Genomic DNA, 22200 nt, shown 5'->3' on the forward strand with positions numbered 1-22200 from the left:
TAAATCACTTTCTCCTCGCAAGACTAAATTTGTTTTTCCTACTCAAAAATAGTGAAAATAAATCAAATTTTATTTGTTTTTAAGCACAGTTCTTTGTTATGGGCAGGTTTAATAACTTTTCAATTGTAAACTCTATCTTTACCAAGCATATTTTTTATATTTTTTGAATGTTGCAATATAACTTCTTCGTTTTCTCCATTTTTCACAGCTTGTTCAAATAAATTCACTATTTCTCTTTTGTTAGAATAATTTGCAGGCATACTTTCTGAAAGAATTTTTTTCACGACTTCTATAACTCTTTTTGATTTTACAACGAAAGTATTCTGTGGAACAAAATTAATCTCTTTTAGTTCGCAATCTCCATAAAACACAATAATTGAATAAAACGGAATATTTTCGAATTGTTTGAGTTGCTTTTTTAAATCTTCAATATGTTTAGCGTTTTGCAAAATCGGATTATAAAAATAGTATTTATCTCTGCCGTAGTTTAATATTTGTGACCATTGAGGTTTATATCCAGTTCCAAAAATCCAACCGCTATATTCTTTTACTTCAAATACAAAAATTCCTACTTTAGTTGCTACAACTAAGTCTATTTGCGAATACTTTCCATAATATTTTTTCAAATATAAATCATGAAAAATTGTTTGAGACGGAATTCCATATTGTAAAAGTTTGCTTACTAATTCTCTTTCAGATCTTGTTCCTCTTTTCGATCCTAAATCTTCTTTTATTGAATTTCTGTTTAGGTAGCGATTTTCATTACTTTCTGAGTGGTTAACACTTTTTTTGATTAAAAAACCAAGTATAATTATCGAAATCAGTATAATAATAAATTCCATAAAAAACTAAATTTCAATTGATTACGATTTTTAAAAAACTTGCCCATAACTCATAAATAAACGCAATAAATCATCAAGTTTATATATAAGCATATCCAATTTCAAATATAAAAAAAAATCCTCAATAGTTTTGGCTATCAAGGATGTATAAGTTATAAAAAAAGTATTTTTTTATTTAATTCTAAACAGCAATATGGTGTCTTCGATTATGAAAGTTATATAAAGTTTCGTTTACTTCTCTTAAATGTGGCGTTAGTGATGTTGTTTTTCCATTAGCATCATTTGTTAATTCTAAATGACAAACGGTACATTCAAATTCTCTAAAATTGGGTGTAATGTTTCGGGTTGTAATTATTTTGTGACCAAAAACTGAACATAAAATTTTTCGAGTAAGCATTTTGTCTGTAAGAGATAGTGTGTTCATAATCAATGTTTTATTTATTGGTTCGATAAACATAATCAATTATAGATAAAACAACAAATAAATTAGTTGAAATGCATTTTTTTTATACTTATATAAGTTTTGAATTACAAATTTAACATTGTAACTATTTCATTATTAATAGATTTCCAAAAAAAAATCCTCGATAGAAATAACTATCAAGGATTAAATTTTATATTTTTTTTTGAATTTTATACTTCTATAAGAACTCTATTGGGATCGTAACCAAATAATTGATGTTGTTTTATTAAATCGGCTGTTCCTTCGGGCAACATTTTTTCCCAACCTGGAATTCCTTTTGTAATCATTTTTAAAATTTCTCTTGAAAATATTTTTAAGTTTTCTTTATCGTTTACAGGTACATCTACCACTTTTCCGTTATAGGCAAAGAATTTGTATAATTCTTTCATTCTAGGATGTACTTTTAGGTTTTGTGAGGTTATCACTTCTCCATTTTCTTCCATCGGATATAAATATACTTTTAAATCGCGATAAAATAATTTTCCAAATGCTTCTAGAATTCCACCACTTAAATGGCGATAATATTTTTCGTCAAAAATATCGACTAAATTATTAACTCCCATTACCAATCCCATTCGAGCTTTGGTATAACTAGAAAAATATTCGACTACTTTATAATATTCTTGAAAATTAGAAATCATAACCGTTTGACCAAGTGAACAAAGCAATTCTGCTCTATCCATAAAATCTCTTTCGTCAATTTCGCCTTCAGAACGTAAGTTAGATAAAGTAATTTCAAAAATAACAAAGGTGTTTTCTTTTTCTACTTTATTTTCTTCGATAAACATTTCAAGTGATTTGGCATACATGTCCATATTTACTTTGGTAACAGGACGAAAACTTCCTCTTAAAGCCAAAATATTTTTCTTGTAAAGTACTGCTGCCGGTAGAATATTATGTCCGTCTGGACTAAACATTACAGCATCTGTCATTCCGTTTTTTACCAATTGCAAACTCATTAATCTATTGTCAACATTGGCAAATCGTGGTCCAGAAAAATTTATTGTATCAATTTCTAATTGGTCTTTTTCTAAATGATCATATAAGTAACGCAACAATTTTTTTGGATCATTGTATTTATAAAACGCACCATAAATTAGATTTACACCAAGAATACCAAGCGTTTCTTGTTGTAATCTAGCATCAGTTTCTTTAAAACGAATGTGAAGTGTTATTTCGTTATAATCTTCGTCTGGTTCTATTTGAAACTTAATTCCAACCCAACCATGACCTTTAAATTGTTTGGCAAAATCTATAGTTGCAACCGTATTGGCATAACTAAAGAACATTTTATTAGGATGTTTTGTTCTATCAAGTCGATTTTCTATAAGTTCAACTTCATGAGAAAGCATTTTTCTTAAACGACTTTCAGTAACATATCGACCATCTTCTTCAATACCATAAATAGCATCACTAAAATCTTTATCATAAGCCGACATTGCTTTGGCAATTGTTCCTGAAGAACCACCAGACCTAAAAAAATGTCTTACAGTTTCTTGACCAGCACCAATTTCTGCAAAAGTTCCATATATATTTTCATTCAAATTTATACGCAATGCTTTGTCCTTTAAAGAAGGAATATGCTCTATTATTCGGTCACCTTTTAGTTTAATTTCTAATTCGTTGTTTGCCATAATCAATTGTATACCTTGCAAAGTTAATAAAAACAGCTGTAGTTTTGAAAGCTATTTTGTCTTATTTTTGTATTGTTGCTATTTATTTTTTGGTTATTATTAATCAGATAACAAAAACCATGCTAAATGAAAATATATTTTTTAGGAACAGGTACTTCTCAAGGTATTCCGGTAATTGGAAGTAAGCATTCTGTTTGTCAAAGTAGCGATTTTAAAGATAAACGATTGCGAGTTTCGGTTTGGATTCATGATGAAAATAATTCAATAGTTATTGATTGCGGACCAGATTTTAGACAACAAATGTTATCTTCTAGATGTTCTAAAGTTGACGCAATACTTTTTACTCATGAACATTCAGACCATACTGCTGGACTAGATGACATTCGTCCTTTTAATTTTAAACAAGGTGAAATTCCAATTTATGCACATCAAAGAGTTCTTGAAAATCTAAAAAGACGTTTTGATTATATTTTTGAAACAGAAAATAAATATCCTGGCGCACCATCGGTTAAGTCGATTGAGGTAATTAATAATAAAAAGTTTTCTATAGGAAATTTTAATATTATTCCAATAAATGCATTGCATGGAAATTTACAAGTTTTTGGTTATAGAATTAATGATTTTTGTTATTTAACAGATGTAAAATCTATCGATTCTATAGAAATAAATAAATTAAAAAACTTGAAACTATTGGTTATTAATGCATTAAGAGAAGAACCACATCATTCGCATTTTAATTTGCAAGATGCCTTAGATTTTGTAACTTTGATTCAACCAGAAAAAGCTTATTTTACTCATATTAGTCATGTTTTAGGTTTTCATGAAGAGGTTCAAAAAAAATTGCCAAAAAATGTATATTTGGCTTATGATAATTTAGAAATAACAATTTAAAATTAAGAAATGAAGAAGCAATTATTTTTATATTTATTTATACTTTCGGCTTTGCTTAATGTTTTTACGTATATGTATTATAGTAAAAAAGATGCTGTTATTGAAAAAAGATTTGAAGAAAAAAATAAAAATATTAGAGACAGTATTACAGTTCTTTCGGATAAATTATATGACTCTAATTATTTTTCATTAGAAACTAATGATAGAGCACAAGACTATCTTGAAGATTATAATATTGACGAATTAATGCCAAAAGTTAAAGAAGCATTAATAAGTTATAACGATGATAAACTAGGAAATAAATATGTAGATCAATCACCTATAGATGGAAAAAAATTTATTATTAATAAAATAAAAATACTTAATCATCGTTGGATAATTGTAGACTATAGTAATAGTGACTATTGGGGTGAAGCATTGATACAATATTTTATTGCAGACGACAAATCAATTTCATTTGAAACTATCAAAACTTATCTTTATCAAAAACAAATAATACAACAATAAATGAAAAAATATTTACTACTGTTTTCTTTAATGACATTGGTTTCTTGCAAATGGTTTAATCAAGATGACGAAAAACCAGTTATTGATGATGTTGCTAAAGAGGTTGTACTTGGTGGCGATAAAGATAAAAACGGATGTTTGGCATCGGCTGGATATACTTGGTCTAAGCTTAATGAAGAATGTATTAGAGTTTTTAGCGGATTGCAATTGTCTCCTATAGAAAATCTTGAAGTTGATGATGCTACATTATGTGCTTATGTTTTATTTGATGAAAAAGCAACTAAAGCTGAATTATTTCTTCCAAATATAAATGAATCTTTAATTTTAAATCGTTCATCTAAAGAAAAATCGTGGTCAAATGATGACTATGTTTTAATTTCTTCAAAAGGTTTTGTTTTAAAGAAAGAAGGAAAAATACTTTTTTCTGGCGATGGCGAAGGTGGAAATAAAGTTTCTGGTAGTGATGATAATGAAGAAATTCAAATTACAGAATAAACTATAAATAGGTTTTTGTATAAAGACCTTTTTTAATTTATTGTTGCAACCAACTTTTAAAATCATAAAAATTTTGAGGCGAAATTCCATGACCAATAGGATATTCTTTATAAACAATAGCTATTCCTAAATTGGTTAATGCTGGTGCTGCTTTTCGAGCCCAATCAACAGGAACAACTTGATCTACAGTTCCATGTGAGGCAAATATTTTTAGATTACTAAAATCGTTTTCTTCAAAATTGTGTTTTGCAATTTCTTTATTAAAATAACCACTCATTGCTACAACTCGTTGAACTTTAGTAGGATAAGAAAGTGCAACAGCATAACTTAAAATGCAACCTTGACTAAAACCAACAAGTGTAATTTTATTAGAATCTATTGCATAATTTGAAATTAATTCATCTATGAAAGTCGAAATTATCTCTCTAGATTGTTGCGCTTGAGCAATATCTGAAAATTTATTTTCATCTCCATCAAAGTTTATTGAATACCAAGCATAACTATTGAAACCCATATCAAATGGTGCTCGTGCAGAAATTACATAATATTCGTCTGGAAGTTCAGAAGCAAATGAAAACAAATCTTCTTCATTGCTACCATAACCATGAAGTAAAAGTAATAAAGGATTTTTGTCAAGTTTTATTTTTGGCTCGCGAACTAAGTGATGAAGTGTCATGTAATTTTTATTAAATAGATTTAAACCATTTTTGAAACAAGTTTCCTAACAATGGCAAAGGTGTAGTTTCTCCTTTGGCAGCGGTAAAAATTCCATACATTGTTAATATAGAGATGAATATCCACATTGGTAGTGCAACAAAAATACTTTCAAATGAACTTATTGAAACTCCAAGAATGATAAATGTAATTGTCAATCCCAATCCTTGACGAATATGAAATGAAGCAAATTTATTTTTATTTTCAGAATTCATCGATAAAGCAATAAGAACACCAACAATTAATATATAACTAGTTATTGCAATAGCTTTTCCTTCTTTTATTGTTTCTTCGGTCATGGTTTATGCTAAAATTAATTTACTGTTATTATAAATTCCAATTACTTTTCCTTTAGTTTTAATGTTAAGTAAAGCAGCGTTTTTAGATTTAGACAAGATGTTTTCTTTAGTAAAAACCGACTCATTATCTGTAGAAAATAATGTTAGGTTAGCTATTTTTCCTTCAGCAATTTCTGAATTGTTGATATTAAAAATTTCTCGTGCTGAGGTTAGTTTTTCAACTATTTTATCTAATGATAAAATGGTCATTAATACTCCAAAAGCGCTTTCCATTCCAATTGTTCCGTTTTTTGATAAGTCGAATTCCATTTTTTTATGTTCAACATCTATCGGATTATGGTCTGAAGTGATTACATCAATCGTATTATTTATTACTCCAGATATTAATGCAATTCTGTCTTTTTCTGTTCGAAGTGGTGGAGAAACTTTATATCGTGTATCAAATCCTTCTAATTTTTCATCTGTTAAAATTAAATTATGAACTGCAACACTACAAGTTACTTTTAATCCTTTGGCCTTGGCATCGCGAATTAATTCTACTGATTTAGCTGTAGAAATTGTTGGAATATGTAATTTTCCGCCAGTATATTCTAAAAGAAAGAGGTTTCTTGCAACAATCAATTCTTCGGCAAGATTTGGAATTCCTTTTAATCCCAATCTTGTAGAAACAATTCCTTCGTTTACAACTCCATTTCCTTTTATTTTTTCATCTTGACAGAAAGCAAGTAGTAATCCATCAAAATCCTGGGCATATTGCAATGCAATTTTTAATAAATTAGCATTAGATATACTTTTATTATAATCACCAAAAGCGATTGCTCCAGCATTTTTCATGTCAAACATTTCGGCCAAATCTGTTCCATCGCTATTTTTTGTTAAAGCACCAATTGGATATAAATCGGTTGCGGTATTTTGGGCTTTTTGTTTTACAAATAAAATTTGTGATTGATTATCAAGAACCGGATAAGTGTTGGGTTGTAATGCAATTGCTGTAAAACCACTTTTTGCAGCAACATCTAATCCGTTGGCAATGGTTTCTCTATCTTCAAAACCTGGTTCACCAAGTGAAACACTACTATCAAACCAACCTTGCGAAAGATGTAAATTAGATTCCTTTATCTCTTTGTAATCATTTGTTGCTGAAAGATTTTGTCCAATTTTTTCAATTATATTGTCTTTAATTTTCACATCAACAACTTGATTATGAAATGAACTTTTCATGTCAACAATCTTGGCTTCTCTGATTATGATTTTCATTTTACAAATTTTTGAATTAAAACTTCTAATGTTATAAAGAGTAATGCTAAAATAACAAACCATTTCCAGATTTGATTGTCAGTTCTATTGGTTTGTAAAGTGTCAAATATAGAGTCTACATTGCTAATTTCTTTAAAATCGCCTATTGCATCAGGATTTGCATTGTTCAAATTGCTTTCGCTTCTATTATAATTAAAACTTATGTTTTCAATTGAATTATTAGTATTAAAAACTCCAAAATTTCCTGCTTCTTTTGGATTGTCATTAAAAGTCAATTTTACTTTGTTATTCAATATTTGTTGAATTGGAATAAAACTTTCTGTAGTGTTTTTTACATTTACAATTTCGTCTTTTGTCAATAAAGTTTCAACTATCAAAGGTTTTGTTTCTCCAATAATCATAGCATTAATTCCTGCTTTTTGAGCATTTTGTGCCATGTTGTAAAACGTTGGAACAATAATTGGCGAATTTTGAAAATTACTATTTAATTTATTAATTGGTGCTGCAAAAACATATACCGATGAAACACTATTTTGTATAGCACTCAAAAAAGCAGTTTGATCACTATAACCCAAAACCATTGGTGCCGAATTGCTAATTTCAAATGAATTTTTTGTGTTTGGATATTGAAAATTATCTACTTTTTTCTCGAAAACACTATTAAAAAGCGGATGACTAAAATTGATTTTGGTTATCAACTTTTCAGTTCTTACTAACGAATTAAATTGTACTGCACCAAAATTCATCAAAAAACTATTTAAATTTGATGTTGTACTTTCAGCATTTGGAATCAAAATCACGTTTCCACCTTTTTCTACAAAAGATTTTAAAGTTGTTTGTAACGCTTGTGGAATTTCTTTTAACTCATTTAAAACAATTGCATCTTGTTTTTCGAGCAAATTATAATCTAACGATTGTAAAGCATAATTTGAATAATTAAATTCATCAGAAGTATAAATTCTAGATAAATAACCACTTTTTTCAGTATCTCCAACACTTATTACATTATTTTTTTCGGGTTTAGAAATACTAAAATAATAATTGTTGTCATACTCTAATCCGTTATCAATTATTGAAACATAACCATGAAAGTCGGCTTTTGGAATTGTGAAATTTATGCTTTTAGTCTTTTCTTCGAAGTTCACAAGCGTTTTAGCAATAAGTTTATTTTTATTGTATAAAGCAATAGGAATATCTTTAGAATCATTACCATAAGAATCTAATTTTACACCAATTTCATAGAAATTATCTAGAACTTGATTGATATAAACACTATCTACAGAAATATTGTCTGTTTTTTCTGCTTTTGGAATTATGAAATATAAATTCTCATCGTCTTTACTACTTTTTACTTGGTTTGGTTGCAATTCAACAGCATCAGTAATAACAACTATATCTTTATTAAAAGCTGATTTATGTGCTTTTATTTTGGCTAAAAGATTGTCTAATTCAAATGGTGATGCACTATATTTTAAATTCTGTAAGTCTTTTTGAATAGATTTTATATCGGTATTCCAATAATTATCTGAACAAGTGATTAAAGAAAAATTGACATTTTCTGGTGTGTGTTCTAGTAAATCTTGAACAGCTCTTTTTAATAATTCTCCTTTTTTGCCTTTGGCTTGCATGCTAAATGAATTATCAAGAACAATATACAATTCGTTAGTAGCGTTTTTACTGTCTTTGGCTTTAAAAAAAGGTTGTGCAAAAGCCAAAATTAAAAATGCCAATAAAAATAATCTACAGGCAAGTAATAAATATTTTTTAAGTTTAGAACTTTTTCTAGTTTGAATTGAAAGTTCTTTAAGAAATTTTACATTAGTAAAATATTCAGTTTTAAATTTTCTTAATTGAAAAAGATGCACCAGAATTGGGATTGCCAATAAAAAGAGAAAATAAAGAATTTCTGGGTGTTTAAACTGCATTTTTTAAAAAGATTTACTTCATGTTTATTAATTAGAGATGAAGTTCAGTGATTTTTAATTGTCAAAAGTACATTATTTTGAACAAAAAATCTTAATGTTTTATAGAATTTGTTTCAATACTTTATTCTTCTTTTGCAACTGTATCATTCAAAGTAAATGGATAATCGCCAAACAATACAGAAAGTCGCTTCATCTGAAATGTTTTTCTTGTAAACTTATTAGAAAGCGCAATTACAACTGCATTTTCTTTCTTTAAATTAAGATAACAAGCAGTGTTTCCGTGCCACCAACCGTTATGATAATATAAAACTTGACCAGTTGGCCACTCTCTCATTCTAATTCCTAAGCCATAATTTTTTATTCCTTTTTTTTCATAGCTATATCCTTGATAAACTTGGTCTAAAAGTTCTTTTTTTAGAAAACTTGAAGCATTTCTAGCTAAATCAAATTTTAATAAATCTCGAGGTGTTGAATAAATATTTTTATCTCCATAAACAGCATCAAGAAAATCAAATGGATATTTAGAATAATCATATTTATAAGAAGGTGTTCCTTTTGCGAGAGGTGTTTTTTCATCAAATACAAAAGTGTTTTTCATATCCAATGGTTCAAATATTATTTTCTTCATTGCTTTGCTATACTTCATTTTTGTAACTTTTTCTATAATTAAAGCTAGCAATACATAATTAGTATTGTTGTATGTAAAATGAGTATCTGTTTTGTGATCTTGAGGTATTTTCTTTGTGATTAAAATATTTAAAATATCTTTATTTGTCAATATTTTATCTCTACTCCAGTTGGCTTTATCATCGCAGAAATAGTTGTACTTTTTCAATCCACTTCTATGATTTAGTAATGTTCTAATTGTAATATCTAGATACGGAAAACCTTCAAAAAGTGTTGTTAGTTTTTGGTCTAAAGTAATTTTTTTTGCTTCAATTAATTTTAAAATTGCAGCTGCTGTAAGTACTTTAGAAACCGAAGCAATGTGTAATGGAGTTTCAGGTGAGTTTAAAACATTATTTTCTTTATCAGCAAAGCCATCATATTTTTCATATATTATTTGTCCGTTTTTTGCCACTAAAAAACTCATATTTTCAAAATCATCGGCAAAATTATTTATAAAAAAATTTTCAATTTCACGTTTTTTAGTTTTTTTATAAGATTCAGAAATTCTTGGCAATGAATCTTCTAACGGAATCATTGCATATGCTAAAGTAACATTTTTCTTCTTAAAAGGATTTTTTAGTTTTCCAGAATCATTACAACTAAGTAAGGTGAATAATATAATTATAAGTAATGAAAAGCGTATTCTAATATAAGTCATTTTGGTTTTTATCAAGAATAACAAATATAGGAAACAAAAAGGTATTCAAATTTTATTAAATTTTATTATAATGATAAAATTATCAACAATAGAATTCAATTAATATAAATTTTAATATCTATAGGAAACTTTATTTTTGGTAAAAAGTTTTGAAAACGTTTTCGATACAACTACTTTTGGAATCTCAAAAAAATGCAAAAATGAAGTTCGGAATTATTAAAGAAAGAAAAGTACCTGTTGATAGAAGAGTGGTTTTTACGCCAGAAGAATTGGTTAGATTAAAAACCGAACATCCAGAAGCTCAAATTAAAGTTGAAAGTTCAGATATTAGAGTTTTTTCTGACGCACAATATAGTGATTTAGGTATAGAAATTGCAACAGACATGAGTGATTGTGATGTTCTTTTTGGGGTAAAAGAAGTTCCTGTTGATGCATTAATACCAAATAAAAAATATTTTTTCTTTTCGCATACTATTAAAATGCAACCTTATAATAGAAAATTATTGATTGCAGTTTTAGACAAAAATATTGAATTATATGACCATGAAACAATTGTTGATAAAAACAATAAACGATTAATTGGTTTTGGAAGATATGCAGGAATTGTTGGAGCTTACAATGGATTTCGTGGTTTCGGAATTAAATATGATTTATTTAATTTACCCAAAGCAGAAACCCTAAAAAGTAAAGATGATTTAATTGCTAGATTAAAAAGGCAAACACTTCCAAACATTAAAATTGTGCTCACAGGTCATGGAAAAGTAGGAATGGGAGCAAAGGAAATTCTTGAGGGAATGAAAGTAAAAGAAGTTTCTGTTGATGATTTTTTAACTAAAAATTATTCTCAAGCTGTATACACTCAAATTGATGTTTTAGATTACAATAAAAGATTGGATGGTAAAGTTTTAGACAATAAAGATTTTTATAAAAATCCTAAAGACTACAAATCAGATTTTGAGCGATTTACAAAAGTTGCCGATATCTATTTTGCAGGACATTTTCATGGAAATGAAGCGCCAGATATTTTAACGCGTGAAATGTTGAATTCTCCAAAAAATAAAATTCAAGTAGTTGCAGATATTTCCTGTGATGTTAATGGTCCAATTGCTTGTACAATAAAAGCATCAACAATTGCAGATCCATTTTTTGGATATTTACCTATTGATAATAAAGAAGTTCCATATACACATCCTGGTTCTATTATGGTAATGTCTGTTGATAATTTACCTTGCGAATTGCCAAAAGATGCTAGTGAAGGATTTGGTGAAATGTTTATGGAACATGTTATTCCAGCTTTCTTTAACGGTGATAAAGATGAAATTTTGCAACGTGCTAAAATGACAGAAAACGGAAAGTTAACAGAGCGATATATGTATTTGCAAGATTATGTTGATGGAAAATAGAAAATTATTTTTTTTATTGCCTTTTTACTTTGCTAATTTGTCAAGAAAACGTTTTCGTTAATAACTATTCTTTGCGCAATCGTTGTATATTTTTTTTATAAATGTATTTTTATAAAAAATTATATTTAATGAACAAACTACATTTATTTTTAGCTCTGCTTTTTTGTATTTCAATTCAATCTCAAAACATTCAATCGCCATCAAAAGAAATCAGTTTAAATTTTAAACTTTCTACCGATGGAAAACCTACTTATTCTGTAACATTTAAAGAAAAAAACATTGTAAAAGAAAGTTCGCTTGGGCTTGTTTTGAAAGAAACAAAATCATTAGAAAATGGCTTTTCAATAGTGAATCAAGAAACTAAATTTGTTGACGAATCATGGAATCCTGTACTTGGTGAACAAGCTGTAATTGAAAATAAATACAATTTAATTACATTTTATTTACTTCAAAAAGAAACTAATAGAAAGTTGAATATTGTTTTTAAAGTTTATAATGAAGGTGTAGCTTTTAGATATGAATTTCCAAATCAAGAAAATTTAAACTATTTTATTGTTTCTGACGAAAAATCTCAGTTTAATTTAACAGCAAATCATAAAGTTTTTTGGTTACCTGGCGATTATGATAGTCAAGAATATCCTTATTCTGAAACTAAAATATCTGAAATAAACACTGATAATATTGATAGAAATAACGGAATTTCTTTAAAAACAATCAATAATAAATTTAGAGTGCAATCACCATTGATGATGAAATCTGACGATGGTATTTATATCAATATTTTTGAAGCTGCCGTTGTAAATTATCCTGTAATGCATTTAGATGTTTCACCTTCAGAATATAAATTTGTTTCATCGTTAGTTCCAAATGCAATTGGCGACAAAGCTTATTTGCAAACACCTTCGGTTTCGCCATGGAGAACAATTATGATTAGTGATGATGCTCGTGATATTGTTAGTTCTAAAATGATTTTGAATCTAAATGAACCTTGTAAATTGGATGATACATCATTTATAAAGCCAATGAAATATGTTGGAATTTGGTGGGAAATGCATGTTGGAAAATCGACTTGGGATTATGCCGGAAGTCAAAATGCACAAAATGCCGCTGGAAAACAAATTCCTACAGGAAGACACGGAGCAACTACCGAAAACACCAAACGATATATTGATTTTGCTTCCAAAAATGGTTTTGATGGTGTTCTTGTAGAAGGTTGGAATACTGGTTGGGAAGATTGGTTTGGAAATTGGAAAGAAGATGTTTTCGATTTTACAACTCCTTATCCAGATTTTGATTTGAAAGAAGTAAATAGTTATGCTAAATCTAAAGGAATAAAAATGATTATGCATCACGAAACATCCGGTTCTGTTGCTAACTATGAAAGACATTTGGATAGAGCATTAAATTTAATGAAAGAATATGGTTATCCTGCTGCCAAATCTGGTTATGTAGGAAAAATTATTCCTCGTGGCGAATATCATGACGGACAAACAATGGTAAATCATTTTAATTTTGTTGCAAGACGTTTTGCCGATTATAAATTAATGTTAAATTCTCATGAGAGTTCTCGTCCAACTGGTTATAGCAGAACTTATCCAAATTATATTGCTGCCGAAGCAGCTCGTGGAAATGAGTTTAATGCTTGGAGTATAGGAAATCCACCAATGCATGAAACAATCTTGCCATTTACAAGACTTCTTGGCGGACCAATGGATTATACTCCAGGAATTTTTGAAACTAAAATGAATTTTTATGATTCTAAAAAAACTGAACAAGTTCATACTACTTTGACAAAACAATTGGCACTATATGTAACAATGTATTCGCCGCTTCAAATGGCGGCAGATTTGGTAGAGAATTATGAAAAGTATATGGATGCTTTTCAGTTTATTAAAGATGTTGCTATTGATTGGCAAGAGTCTAAATATCTTGAAGCTGAGCCAGGTGATTATTTGACAATTGCTCGAAAAGAAAAAAATGGTGAGCGATGGTTTCTTGGTGCAATTACTGATGAAAATGCTAGAGTTTCTGAAATTAAATTAGATTTTCTTTCTACAAATAAAAAATACAAAGCTATTATTTATCAAGACGGAAAAGATGCCGATTGGCAAAACAATCCGAAGAGTTATACAATAAAAACACAAATTGTTACTTCTAAAACTAAATTAAAATTAAATTTAGCAAAAGGAGGAGGAACTGCAATAAGTTTTGTGCCAATGTAAAAAAGATTAAAAAAAGTTTTTTTATCTTAAAAAAATATGTAAATTTGCTTTATAATTAGTGTAAAATTACATAATATGAAAACTAAAAATAAACCTTATCAAGAAAGAGAAGAAACAATGAATATAGTTTCAGAGCCAATGGCAATTTATTTACCATCATCATTTGTAAAAAACAATGTTCTAGAAAATTTAGCCCAAAACTCTAAAGAATTATTTTCTAAAGTTATTGCTATGACTGGTTTAACGATAAAAACGCTTTCAGAAAACATTTTTGAAATTACACCAAAAACATTTATTAAATATAAAAACAACGATACAAAAATCCCATCAAGGATTGCAGAAATAGCCATAGAAATTAGTGCTTTATATGAATTAGGAAATATAGTATTTAATAATTCGACCATTTTTAATGAATGGTTAGAAAAAGAAAATGTTTTCTTTAATAATAAAAAGCCATCTGTTTTTTTAAATACTTCAACAGGAATTCATTTAATTTATGAAGAGTTAAAAAGAATAGAATTTGGAGCAACTGCATAATTAGATGAATGTTTTTAGAATTACACACAAAAAGTGGTCTGAAAAATTAATTGCTTCGGGTTATGCAGCTAGATGGAATTCTAATGGTTTTTTTGTGATTTATGCTGCAGAGAATTGTTCTTTGGCTTGTTTAGAGAATTTGGTTCATAGAAATGGTTTTGGATTGGATGATGATTATTGTTTGTTAACAATTAATATTCTTAATGCAATAAAAAAAACTGAATTTCATGAAAAAGATTTGCCAAATGGATGGAATGAAAATAATGAAAATGGTCAGTTAATTTGTCGAAAATTTGGAGATGAATGGTTAAGGAGTCAAAGTTCTTGTATTTTAATTGTTCCATCTGCTATTATTACTAATGAAAAAAATATTTTAATAAATCCTAATCACAAGGATTTTGTTAAAATTAAATTACAATTGTCACAGCCATTTTCATTTGATAAACGGCTTTTATAAATAATTAACTAAACCAAAACTAATTAAACTATGAATTTAGAACAAACAAAAACCAACAATTCAGCACTTTACACTTTAATAACCGTCTTTTTCTTTTGGGGTTTTATTGGTGCATCAAATGGAGTTTTTATTCCTTTTTGTAAAATTAAATTTGGACTTGATCAATTTCAAAGTCAGTTGATTGATTTTGCTTTTTATGGTGCCTATTATATTGGAGCTTTGCTACTTTTTATTTTTAGTAGTATGGCAAATAAAGATATCCTTAACGGATGGGGATTTAAAAAAGGAATTATCAATGGTTTGTTGATCAGTACTTTTGGAGCTGCATTTATGATTTTTGCTGTTACTCAAGGTAGTTATTTATTAATATTAGCGGCATTATTTGTGGTGGCACTTGGTTTTTCATTACAACAAACATCTGCACAACCCTTTGCAGCATCTTTAGGTGATGCTCATACGGCTTCAAATAGATTAAATCTTGCTGGTGGTATCAATTCGTTTGGAACTACAATTGGACCAATTGTAGTATCGATTGCATTATTTGGAGTAATTGCTGGAGCAAACCTTGAAGAATTTGCAAAAAAGGCAAACTCTTTAGATAAAATGGAAATTCTTTATGTTTTTGTTGGTGGCCTTTTTTTATTAGCAGCAGCATTATTTTATTTTTCTAAAAAATTACCTTCAGGAAAAAGTGATTCTACATTTGAACCCGCAAGTAAAGCAATGAAAACATTAATTGCAATTACTGTTATTCTTGTTGTTATTTTTGGTTATATTTTCTCAAGATATGAAGATTCTGAGTTTATTACTAGATTTATTGACAACAAAGAAAAAGATTATTTAGGATTAAATTTAACTATTGCTACTCTTGTTGTTATAGTTTTCGGATTGCTTTTTGCAAACGCAAGAGCTCAGAAAAACCCTGAAGGATGGGGTGCAATGAAATATCCACAATTGGTTTTGGGAATGTTAGGTATTTTTACATATGTTGGAGTAGAAGTAACGATTCAAAGTAATTTAGGAGAACTGTTAAAAACAGATGTATTTGGAAATATTACTGGTTCTGCTTTGGCACCATATATTTCAATGTATTGGGGTAGTTTAATGATTGGACGTTGGGCTGGAGCAATTTCTGTTTTTAACCCATCAAATTCTGTTCGAAAAATATTATTAATTGTGGTTCCTTATGTAGCATTTGGAGTTGTGCTATTTGTAAATCATATTTCAGGTCAAGATGTAACTCCTTTATATGCTTATGCAGCTGTAGTTGCTTTTCAAGTAGCTGGGTTTTTCTTAGGACAAGATAAACCATCTAGAACCTTAATGATTTTTGGATTAATGGGAATGATTGCTATGATTATTGGTTTATTTACATCTGGAACTGTTGCAATTTATGCATTTATGAGTGGTGGATTATTTTGTAGCATTATGTGGCCAGCAATTTTTTCATTGGCAATTACAGGTTTAGGAAAATACACTTCTCAAGGTTCTGCATTTTTAGTAATGATGATTCTTGGCGGTGGAATTATTCCTCCATTGCAAGGTAAAATTTCTGACATTATTGGAATTCATCAATCTTATTTTATTCCTGTTATTTGTTTTGCATATTTAGCTTATTATGGATTTGTTGTTAAAGGAATTTTAAAGAAACAAAATATTGATGTTGATGCAATTGAAGTTGAAGCAGCTCATTAATTAACAATATAAATTATATTAAAACTCTAAAAGTGATTATCTTTTAGAGTTTTTTTATGCCAAAATTGAATTAAAGTTGGATTGTTTTTTTTGAATTTATATTATTTCATTATCTTTGTAAATCAACTAATATTAATGAAAAAGTTACCAGTTTTAAGAAAATACCCTAATGAAGAGTTTCGTCAAATAGTAATGCACAATTCTCTAAAAATGAATTATGCAGTTTCCAATAAAGGCAGATTAATAAGTTTTACAGATTCAATAAATAATGGAAGAGAACTAAAAGGAAGCTTGCAAGATGGGTACAGAATTTTGAAGTTTGCCATAAGAGAAGATGGAATAAAAATATATAAGCATTTGTTTTTCTTTAGAATTGTTGCCGACTATTTTATACCAAAAACCTCAAACGAACAAACTTTTGTTCTACATTTAGATTACGTTAGAGATAATGATGACGTTAGAAATTTGCGTTGGGCAACAAGAGAAGAAATGCTAGAACATGGCAGAAAAAGTCCGCATGTTATTGAAGCTCAAAAAAAATTTATTGAAGGAAGATTTGGTGCTGATGGTGCTTCTAAATTAACTTCTACAAAGGTTATGCATATAAAAAAATTATTAGCAAATCCTAAAAAAACTACAAGAAAAAAAATGATTGCAAAGCAATTTGGTGTTACTGTAATGCAAATTAGACGAATAGAAACTGGCGAAAACTGGAGTCATATAAAAATATAAAAACAAAAAAACCTAACTTTTTTATAAAGTTAGGTTTTTTTATCTTTATTACTTATTCCATTCAATTTTTCTAGAGAAATACATTACTGCTGCTAGAATTACAAATAGTCCAATACTTCCTACTAAAAGTGCATAATCTTCAAGTTGAATTATTACATAAATAAAGGTATAAAGTACAGAAAGTGAAATTCCTATAAATAAAGGAAATTTTTTATTCTTTAAAATTGCAATTGAATAAAACGAAATTAAAGCCACAACTGCACTACCAGCGATTGCGTAAGCTAAACTAAAGCTGCTGTGCTCAGTTATAGAAATCAGCAAAGTATAAAACATAATTAATGCTATTCCAATCATGCTATATTGAAAAATATGAATGTTAATTTTGCTAATAGATTGAATTAAAAAAAATATTAAAAAAGTCAAACCAATTACTAAAAAGCCATATTTTGAAGCTCTTTCGTTTTGTTGATATTCGTCAACAGGAGTTATAAAATCGACTGCAAATGCATATTTATTTAATTGTGGTAAATCTTCAAAGTTTTCTTGTGCAAATGAACGGTTAAAATGTAAAATTTTCCAGGTTGCTTCAAATCCAGTATTGGTTATTTTTTTATCGTTTGGAATAAAATTCCCATTAAAACTTGGCGAATTCCAATTGGATGTCATTTTTGCAACTGTTGTTTTTCCTATCGGAACAATACTAATTCGCTTGCTTCCGTTATATGTTATATCCATATTAAAATTTGAATTTTTAATTATGTTAAAATCAATATATCCAGTTTCTAAAGATTCAATAGAATCATTTGATTGACTGTTGTGATTGGGTTCAAATGTATAATTCGTGTTCCCAAATTTAATTTTAACCTCATTATTTACACTTTTTAAATTTGTAGTTTTGATGACAATTCTTACTTTGTCCCAATATATATTTTCTGTTGGTATATTTTTTTTGTAGAATTTTGGTTGAGAATAATTTCCAGAAAATTCCATTTTGGTAGTAAATACATTTGACTTATAGATGCTACGTTGCAATGGTGTTTTTATTTCTGTATTAGAAACATTTGAAAGTTGTTCCGGAAAGAAATATCCGTTTTCAATTTGTAAAGTAATGGGATCTTTGTATGGAATTTTTAAAATTGGTCCATAGAAATAAACACTTTCACCCCATTTTTGAGTGGTTTCTGCTATGACTTCTTTTTGACGTAAACTTCGTTCTGTAATTAAATTTTGAACGAATAATAAAGGAATTAATAAGATTAAAGTTAGTAATCCTACCATAATCATTTTTGCTGTTGTTGATTGAAAGAAACCTTGTTTAGTTTCTGTTTCTTGATTTTCCATTGTTGTTTATTTAAGTTATTAAAAAGGTGAATTTGATTCTATTGAGTTGACTATCAATAAAAAATATAGTATTGCTATCGGAATATTTGAAATTAGTATTAAGATTTTAATAACTATATTTTCTCTTTCATTCGGTATAGTTAGCAACTGAAAAATTAAGTTTAATAACATTATTATACTGAAAAAGGCAATAAATATTACATAGATTAGTCCTAAAATAAGGATGCCTTCTTTATTAGGAAGAGTAAAAAACAATGCAAATAATGTTGTTCCGAAAGCAAAAGAGAGTAGTGCAAATTTCGTTGAGTAGGAGAAATATTTAAAATCATTAATTGTTTCCATTTTATTTTATATTAAAAGTGTTTCTAATTGTAGTTATAGGAATTGTAAGCATTTTTTGAAATTCTAAGTCAAAAATTCTATGAGCCAATTTTCCGCGTTTATAGTTTTCTTTAAATTTTTTTAAATGAGTAGGATAGAACAACGTTCCTATAATAATTACCATAATTAAGTAAGAGCTTTTTTTTCCATTTCCTAATAAAAAATATTGCATTGCAATTTCGTCAGTTACTGTAACTTCTAAGTTTGTTAATACATGAAAAACATCATGCTCTTCTAGCTTTGGCTGTATTTCGAAATTGTATTTTAATAAAAAGCATCCCAAATGAAATCCTAAACTATCTTGATTGTATACTATTAATTCAGATGATGTAATGTTCCAAGGAATCCCTTTTTTCATGAATTTTGTATATGGTTTTTTTGTGAGTTCATACATTTTTTCAATTAGTAAATCTTTCATAATTTTGTTTTAAAAGTACTTTGTTTTTCAAAGTAATTGAATAAAAAAATAGTTCTAACTTTTAGATATTAATTTTTCAAGTGCATCAATGTGAGCAGTAAATGCTTTTTTTCCATCTTTTGTTGCAATGTATTTTGTATTTGGCTTTTTATTAATGAATTGCTTTTCTATAGTAATATAATTTTCAGATTCTAATGCTTTTGTATGCGATGCTAGGTTTCCGTCAGTAACACCCAAAAGCTCTTTTAACATGTTAAAATCGGCACTTTCGTTTACCATCAATACAGACATGATACCAAGACGAATTCGATGATCAAATGCTTTATTAATATTTTGTATAATGGTTTTCATTGTTTAAAATTTTAATTACTATAGGCAGCAGTTATTGCTTAAATATTAAATTCTATCATGTTTAAAATACATAATACTTCCATATAAAATATGGCAAACACCAAAACCTAATGCCCAAAATAATAATCCATAACCTAAAAACCATGTAGAAAGTAGTCCAAGAAATATCATTGTAATTCCTAAATATCTAACATCACCCAAAGTATATTTACTTGCATTTACACAAGCCAATCCGTAAAAAATTAACGTTAAAGGTGCAACTAAACTTAATATCTCTTTTTCAACTAAAAATAAAATAAAAAAACCACCAGTTGCTAATGGAATTAAAAAGTTTATAACCAATCTTTTAGAAGCATTATTCCATAAGCTATCATTACTTTTTTTAGCTTTTTTCATACTTAATAAAACACCAGTAATCATAGATAAAATAATTATAGTAATTGCTATAATAAATAACCGTTCTACTGCTTCTTTTGAAATTATTAAATTTCTATAATTTCCTAGTGTAGATGTGTCATAATAAATAGTTTTATATGCAAACCAAGCACCAATTAAAGAGTAAATTCCTGCTAATACTCCAGAAAGTCCACTTAAAGAAATAAATCTTGATGATTGACTCATCATGTTTTTAATTTCTGAAATGTCGTTTAGATATTTTTCGTTTTCCATTTTAAAGTGCTTTGAAGTGCAAAGTAAATAAATTTATTTTGTTCAACCAAATGTTTTTTAATTTATTTTTGATGAAAATAAATTAAACATGAAAAAATTTGCACTACTATTATTACTACAAATTACTTTTGGATATTCTCAAACCAATGATGATGAGCAAATGCTTAATGCAATTTATAAATCTGCTTTAACAGAAAGTCATTGTTATTCATGGCTTGATGATTTGTCTAATAAAATTGGACAAAGATTGTCAGGATCAAAAGGAGCAGAACAAGCAGTTTTATATACTAAACAGCAAATGGAAACGCTTGGTTTAGATAAAGTTTATCTTCAAGAAGTTATGGTTCCAAAATGGGTTAGAGGCAAAAAGGAAACAGCATATTTAAAAGTTGCAGATCAAATTTATAATTTTCCAATTTGTGCATTAGGTATGTCAGTTGCAACTCCCAAAAATGGAATTTCTGCTAATATAATTGAAGTTAAAAGTTTAGATGAATTAAAATTATTAGGATCTAATAAAGTTAAAGGTAAAATTATTTTCTTTAACAGGCCAATGAATCCAGAGTTTATTGAAACTTTTCGTGCTTATGGTAGTTGTGTTGATCAACGTTCATCTGGAGCAAGAGAAGCTGGAAAATTAGGAGCTGTTGGTGTAATTGTACGTTCAATGAATTTGCGTTTAGATGATTTTCCACATACTGGTATGACAAATTATGGTGATACTGCAATTGAAGATAGAATTCCAGCTGCGGCAATATCTACTAATGGTGCAGAAAAATTAAGCAAACTTCTAAAAAATAATTCTAATTCAAGTTTTTATTTTAATCAATCATGTCAAGCATTTGAAGATGTTTTATCTTATAATGTTATTGGAGAAATTACAGGTTCTGAACATCCAGAACGTATTATGGTTGTTGGCGGACATCTTGATTCATGGGATTTGGGTGATGGTTCTCAAGACGATGGTGCAGGTTGTGTACAAAGCATGACGGTTTTAGAATTATTTAAAAAAATAAATTATAAGCCCAAAAACACAATTAGAGTTGTACTTTTCATGAACGAAGAAAATGGTGTAAAAGGTGGTTTAAAATATGAAGAAGAATCTGCTAAAAATAAAGAAAATCATATTTTTGCTTTAGAAAGTGATTCTGGTGGATTCACACCAAGAGGTTTTTCTATAGAATCTGACGAAAAAAATTATCAAAAAATTGCTAGCTGGAAAAATTTATTTGAACCCTATTTAATACATATCTTCATCCAAGGACATTCTGGTACTGATATTGGTCCTATAAAATCTAACAAGATTGTAAAAGTAGGATTGCAACCAGATTCTCAACGATATTTTGATTATCATCATGCTGCAAATGATACTTTTGATTCGGTTAATAAAAGAGAATTAGAACTTGGTGCAGCGACAATGACTTCATTAATGTATTTAATAGATAAATACGGAATTGAATAATTTGAATTAGCATCCAAACTTTTATAAAAAAAAATAAGAGCATGAAATTTCATGCTCTTATTTTTTTTATGTTATGATAAATTATTTTATTTCTCTATTAATATACACCCATCCAGATTTGGTTTGTTCGCCATTTCGTTCTATTACAAAGTAATACGTTCCGTCTGGCAATTCATTT

Annotated in this window: 22 protein-coding genes; 10 read left to right on the forward strand and 12 right to left on the reverse strand. The window is 28.1% G+C overall.

From position 1 onward, the window contains the following. Positions 1-119: 119 nt before the first annotated feature. The 3 genes from ACH2BO_RS13495 to ACH2BO_RS13505 all read right to left on the reverse strand — a co-directional run bounded on the left by ACH2BO_RS13495 (position 120) and on the right by ACH2BO_RS13505 (position 2939). Positions 120-842, reverse strand: a complete 723-nt coding sequence (locus ACH2BO_RS13495; protein ID WP_395045257.1) for a nuclease-related domain-containing protein — start codon at positions 840-842, stop codon at positions 120-122. 181 nt (positions 843-1023) lie between these two features. Next, positions 1024-1266, reverse strand: a complete 243-nt coding sequence (locus ACH2BO_RS13500; RefSeq protein ID WP_395045258.1) for a hypothetical protein — start codon at positions 1264-1266, stop codon at positions 1024-1026. A 209-nt stretch (positions 1267-1475) separates the two neighbouring features. Next, positions 1476-2939, reverse strand: a complete 1464-nt coding sequence (locus ACH2BO_RS13505; protein ID WP_395045259.1) for a TonB-dependent receptor — start codon at positions 2937-2939, stop codon at positions 1476-1478. A gap of 126 nt (positions 2940-3065) precedes the next feature. Between ACH2BO_RS13505 and ACH2BO_RS13510 the strand changes: the two genes are divergently transcribed. Genes ACH2BO_RS13510 through ACH2BO_RS13520 form a run of 3 tightly spaced genes read left to right on the forward strand, consistent with a single transcriptional unit; the run spans position 3066 to position 4832 of the window. After that, complete coding sequence (locus ACH2BO_RS13510; RefSeq protein ID WP_395045260.1) at positions 3066-3830, forward strand: MBL fold metallo-hydrolase; 765 nt, start codon at positions 3066-3068, stop codon at positions 3828-3830. A 9-nt stretch (positions 3831-3839) separates the two neighbouring features. Beyond that, the gene (locus ACH2BO_RS13515; RefSeq protein ID WP_395045261.1) at positions 3840-4337 is read left to right on the forward strand and encodes a hypothetical protein; all 498 of its coding nucleotides are present in this window, start codon (positions 3840-3842) and stop codon (positions 4335-4337) included. Then, positions 4338-4832 carry a hypothetical protein gene (locus ACH2BO_RS13520; protein ID WP_395045262.1) on the forward strand — a complete coding sequence of 165 codons (495 nt, stop codon included), beginning with the start codon at positions 4338-4340 and terminating at the stop codon, positions 4830-4832. Between the two features lie 37 nt (positions 4833-4869). Here ACH2BO_RS13520 and ACH2BO_RS13525 read toward each other — a convergent pair whose 3' ends face one another. The 5 genes from ACH2BO_RS13525 to ACH2BO_RS13545 form a co-directional block, all read right to left on the reverse strand. Continuing rightward, complete coding sequence (locus ACH2BO_RS13525) at positions 4870-5508, reverse strand: alpha/beta hydrolase (protein WP_395045263.1); 639 nt, start codon at positions 5506-5508, stop codon at positions 4870-4872. Positions 5509-5518: 10 nt separating this feature from the next. Continuing rightward, complete coding sequence (locus ACH2BO_RS13530) at positions 5519-5845, reverse strand: hypothetical protein (protein ID WP_395045264.1); 327 nt, start codon at positions 5843-5845, stop codon at positions 5519-5521. A gap of 3 nt (positions 5846-5848) precedes the next feature. Continuing rightward, positions 5849-7102: a dihydroorotase family protein gene (locus tag ACH2BO_RS13535; protein WP_395045265.1), complete on the reverse strand. Its 1254-nt coding sequence runs from the start codon at positions 7100-7102 to the stop codon at positions 5849-5851. Beyond that, positions 7099-9027 carry a BatA domain-containing protein gene (locus ACH2BO_RS13540; RefSeq protein ID WP_395045266.1) on the reverse strand — a complete coding sequence of 643 codons (1929 nt, stop codon included), beginning with the start codon at positions 9025-9027 and terminating at the stop codon, positions 7099-7101. Before ACH2BO_RS13540 ends, ACH2BO_RS13535 begins: the two co-directional genes overlap by 4 nt. 121 nt (positions 9028-9148) lie before the next feature. After that, positions 9149-10354, reverse strand: a complete 1206-nt coding sequence (locus ACH2BO_RS13545) for a serine hydrolase domain-containing protein (protein WP_395045267.1) — start codon at positions 10352-10354, stop codon at positions 9149-9151. 200 nt (positions 10355-10554) lie between these two features. On the opposite strand from ACH2BO_RS13545, the gene ACH2BO_RS13550 reads away from it, so the two are divergent. The 6 genes from ACH2BO_RS13550 (at position 10555) to ACH2BO_RS13575 (ending at position 17400) form a co-directional block, all read left to right on the forward strand. Further along, positions 10555-11757 carry an NAD(P)-dependent oxidoreductase gene (locus tag ACH2BO_RS13550; protein ID WP_395045268.1) on the forward strand — a complete coding sequence of 401 codons (1203 nt, stop codon included), beginning with the start codon at positions 10555-10557 and terminating at the stop codon, positions 11755-11757. A 128-nt stretch (positions 11758-11885) separates the two neighbouring features. Further along, positions 11886-13979 carry a glycoside hydrolase family 97 protein gene (locus ACH2BO_RS13555; protein ID WP_395045269.1) on the forward strand — a complete coding sequence of 698 codons (2094 nt, stop codon included), beginning with the start codon at positions 11886-11888 and terminating at the stop codon, positions 13977-13979. A gap of 75 nt (positions 13980-14054) precedes the next feature. After that, complete coding sequence (locus ACH2BO_RS13560) at positions 14055-14516, forward strand: antitoxin Xre/MbcA/ParS toxin-binding domain-containing protein (protein ID WP_395045270.1); 462 nt, start codon at positions 14055-14057, stop codon at positions 14514-14516. Positions 14517-14520: 4 nt separating this feature from the next. Further along, positions 14521-14973 (forward strand): RES family NAD+ phosphorylase, encoded by a 453-nt coding sequence (locus ACH2BO_RS13565; protein WP_395045271.1) that lies wholly within the window; start codon positions 14521-14523, stop codon positions 14971-14973. Between the two features lie 30 nt (positions 14974-15003). Continuing rightward, a complete protein-coding gene (locus ACH2BO_RS13570; RefSeq protein WP_395045272.1) occupies positions 15004-16668 on the forward strand; it encodes an MFS transporter in 1665 nt (554 codons plus the stop codon). Between the two features lie 135 nt (positions 16669-16803). Next, positions 16804-17400: an NUMOD4 domain-containing protein gene (locus ACH2BO_RS13575; protein ID WP_395045273.1), complete on the forward strand. Its 597-nt coding sequence runs from the start codon at positions 16804-16806 to the stop codon at positions 17398-17400. Between the two features lie 48 nt (positions 17401-17448). Here ACH2BO_RS13575 and creD read toward each other — a convergent pair whose 3' ends face one another. The 4 genes from creD to ACH2BO_RS13595 form a co-directional block, all read right to left on the reverse strand. Beyond that, entirely contained in the window at positions 17449-18741 is a 1293-nt protein-coding gene (gene creD, locus ACH2BO_RS13580; RefSeq protein WP_395045274.1) for a cell envelope integrity protein CreD, read from the reverse strand. Positions 18742-19084: 343 nt separating this feature from the next. Continuing rightward, positions 19085-19540 carry a Coq4 family protein gene (locus tag ACH2BO_RS13585; protein ID WP_395045275.1) on the reverse strand — a complete coding sequence of 152 codons (456 nt, stop codon included), beginning with the start codon at positions 19538-19540 and terminating at the stop codon, positions 19085-19087. A gap of 54 nt (positions 19541-19594) precedes the next feature. Beyond that, positions 19595-19891: a winged helix-turn-helix domain-containing protein gene (locus tag ACH2BO_RS13590; RefSeq protein WP_395045276.1), complete on the reverse strand. Its 297-nt coding sequence runs from the start codon at positions 19889-19891 to the stop codon at positions 19595-19597. Between the two features lie 45 nt (positions 19892-19936). Then, complete coding sequence (locus ACH2BO_RS13595) at positions 19937-20560, reverse strand: hypothetical protein (protein WP_395045277.1); 624 nt, start codon at positions 20558-20560, stop codon at positions 19937-19939. Positions 20561-20648: 88 nt separating this feature from the next. Here ACH2BO_RS13595 and ACH2BO_RS13600 point away from each other — a divergent pair, with 88 nt between their 5' ends. Then, a complete protein-coding gene (locus tag ACH2BO_RS13600; protein ID WP_395045278.1) occupies positions 20649-22022 on the forward strand; it encodes a M28 family peptidase in 1374 nt (457 codons plus the stop codon). The last annotated feature ends 178 nt before the right edge of the window (positions 22023-22200 follow it).

It is taken from the genome of Flavobacterium sp., from assembly GCF_043773265.1.
Lineage (GTDB): Bacteria > Bacteroidota > Bacteroidia > Flavobacteriales > Flavobacteriaceae > Flavobacterium.

Excerpts from the sequence above, each read along its gene's own strand:
- ACH2BO_RS13495 (WP_395045257.1), bottom strand. The coding sequence starts at position 842 with ATGGAATTTATTATTATACTGATTTCGATAATTATACTTGGTTTTTTA.
- ACH2BO_RS13500 (WP_395045258.1), bottom strand. The coding sequence starts at position 1,266 with ATGAACACACTATCTCTTACAGACAAAATGCTTACTCGAAAAATTTTA.
- ACH2BO_RS13505 (WP_395045259.1), bottom strand. The coding sequence starts at position 2,939 with ATGGCAAACAACGAATTAGAAATTAAACTAAAAGGTGACCGAATAATA.
- ACH2BO_RS13510 (WP_395045260.1), top strand. The coding sequence starts at position 3,066 with ATGAAAATATATTTTTTAGGAACAGGTACTTCTCAAGGTATTCCGGTA.
- ACH2BO_RS13515 (WP_395045261.1), top strand. The coding sequence starts at position 3,840 with ATGAAGAAGCAATTATTTTTATATTTATTTATACTTTCGGCTTTGCTT.
- ACH2BO_RS13520 (WP_395045262.1), top strand. The coding sequence starts at position 4,338 with ATGAAAAAATATTTACTACTGTTTTCTTTAATGACATTGGTTTCTTGC.
- ACH2BO_RS13525 (WP_395045263.1), bottom strand. The coding sequence starts at position 5,508 with ATGACACTTCATCACTTAGTTCGCGAGCCAAAAATAAAACTTGACAAA.
- ACH2BO_RS13530 (WP_395045264.1), bottom strand. The coding sequence starts at position 5,845 with ATGACCGAAGAAACAATAAAAGAAGGAAAAGCTATTGCAATAACTAGT.
- ACH2BO_RS13535 (WP_395045265.1), bottom strand. The coding sequence starts at position 7,102 with ATGAAAATCATAATCAGAGAAGCCAAGATTGTTGACATGAAAAGTTCA.
- ACH2BO_RS13540 (WP_395045266.1), bottom strand. The coding sequence starts at position 9,027 with ATGCAGTTTAAACACCCAGAAATTCTTTATTTTCTCTTTTTATTGGCA.
- ACH2BO_RS13545 (WP_395045267.1), bottom strand. The coding sequence starts at position 10,354 with ATGACTTATATTAGAATACGCTTTTCATTACTTATAATTATATTATTC.
- ACH2BO_RS13550 (WP_395045268.1), top strand. The coding sequence starts at position 10,555 with ATGAAGTTCGGAATTATTAAAGAAAGAAAAGTACCTGTTGATAGAAGA.
- ACH2BO_RS13555 (WP_395045269.1), top strand. The coding sequence starts at position 11,886 with ATGAACAAACTACATTTATTTTTAGCTCTGCTTTTTTGTATTTCAATT.
- ACH2BO_RS13560 (WP_395045270.1), top strand. The coding sequence starts at position 14,055 with ATGAAAACTAAAAATAAACCTTATCAAGAAAGAGAAGAAACAATGAAT.
- ACH2BO_RS13565 (WP_395045271.1), top strand. The coding sequence starts at position 14,521 with ATGAATGTTTTTAGAATTACACACAAAAAGTGGTCTGAAAAATTAATT.
- ACH2BO_RS13570 (WP_395045272.1), top strand. The coding sequence starts at position 15,004 with ATGAATTTAGAACAAACAAAAACCAACAATTCAGCACTTTACACTTTA.
- ACH2BO_RS13575 (WP_395045273.1), top strand. The coding sequence starts at position 16,804 with ATGAAAAAGTTACCAGTTTTAAGAAAATACCCTAATGAAGAGTTTCGT.
- creD (WP_395045274.1), bottom strand. The coding sequence starts at position 18,741 with ATGGAAAATCAAGAAACAGAAACTAAACAAGGTTTCTTTCAATCAACA.
- ACH2BO_RS13585 (WP_395045275.1), bottom strand. The coding sequence starts at position 19,540 with ATGAAAGATTTACTAATTGAAAAAATGTATGAACTCACAAAAAAACCA.
- ACH2BO_RS13590 (WP_395045276.1), bottom strand. The coding sequence starts at position 19,891 with ATGAAAACCATTATACAAAATATTAATAAAGCATTTGATCATCGAATT.
- ACH2BO_RS13595 (WP_395045277.1), bottom strand. The coding sequence starts at position 20,560 with ATGGAAAACGAAAAATATCTAAACGACATTTCAGAAATTAAAAACATG.
- ACH2BO_RS13600 (WP_395045278.1), top strand. The coding sequence starts at position 20,649 with ATGAAAAAATTTGCACTACTATTATTACTACAAATTACTTTTGGATAT.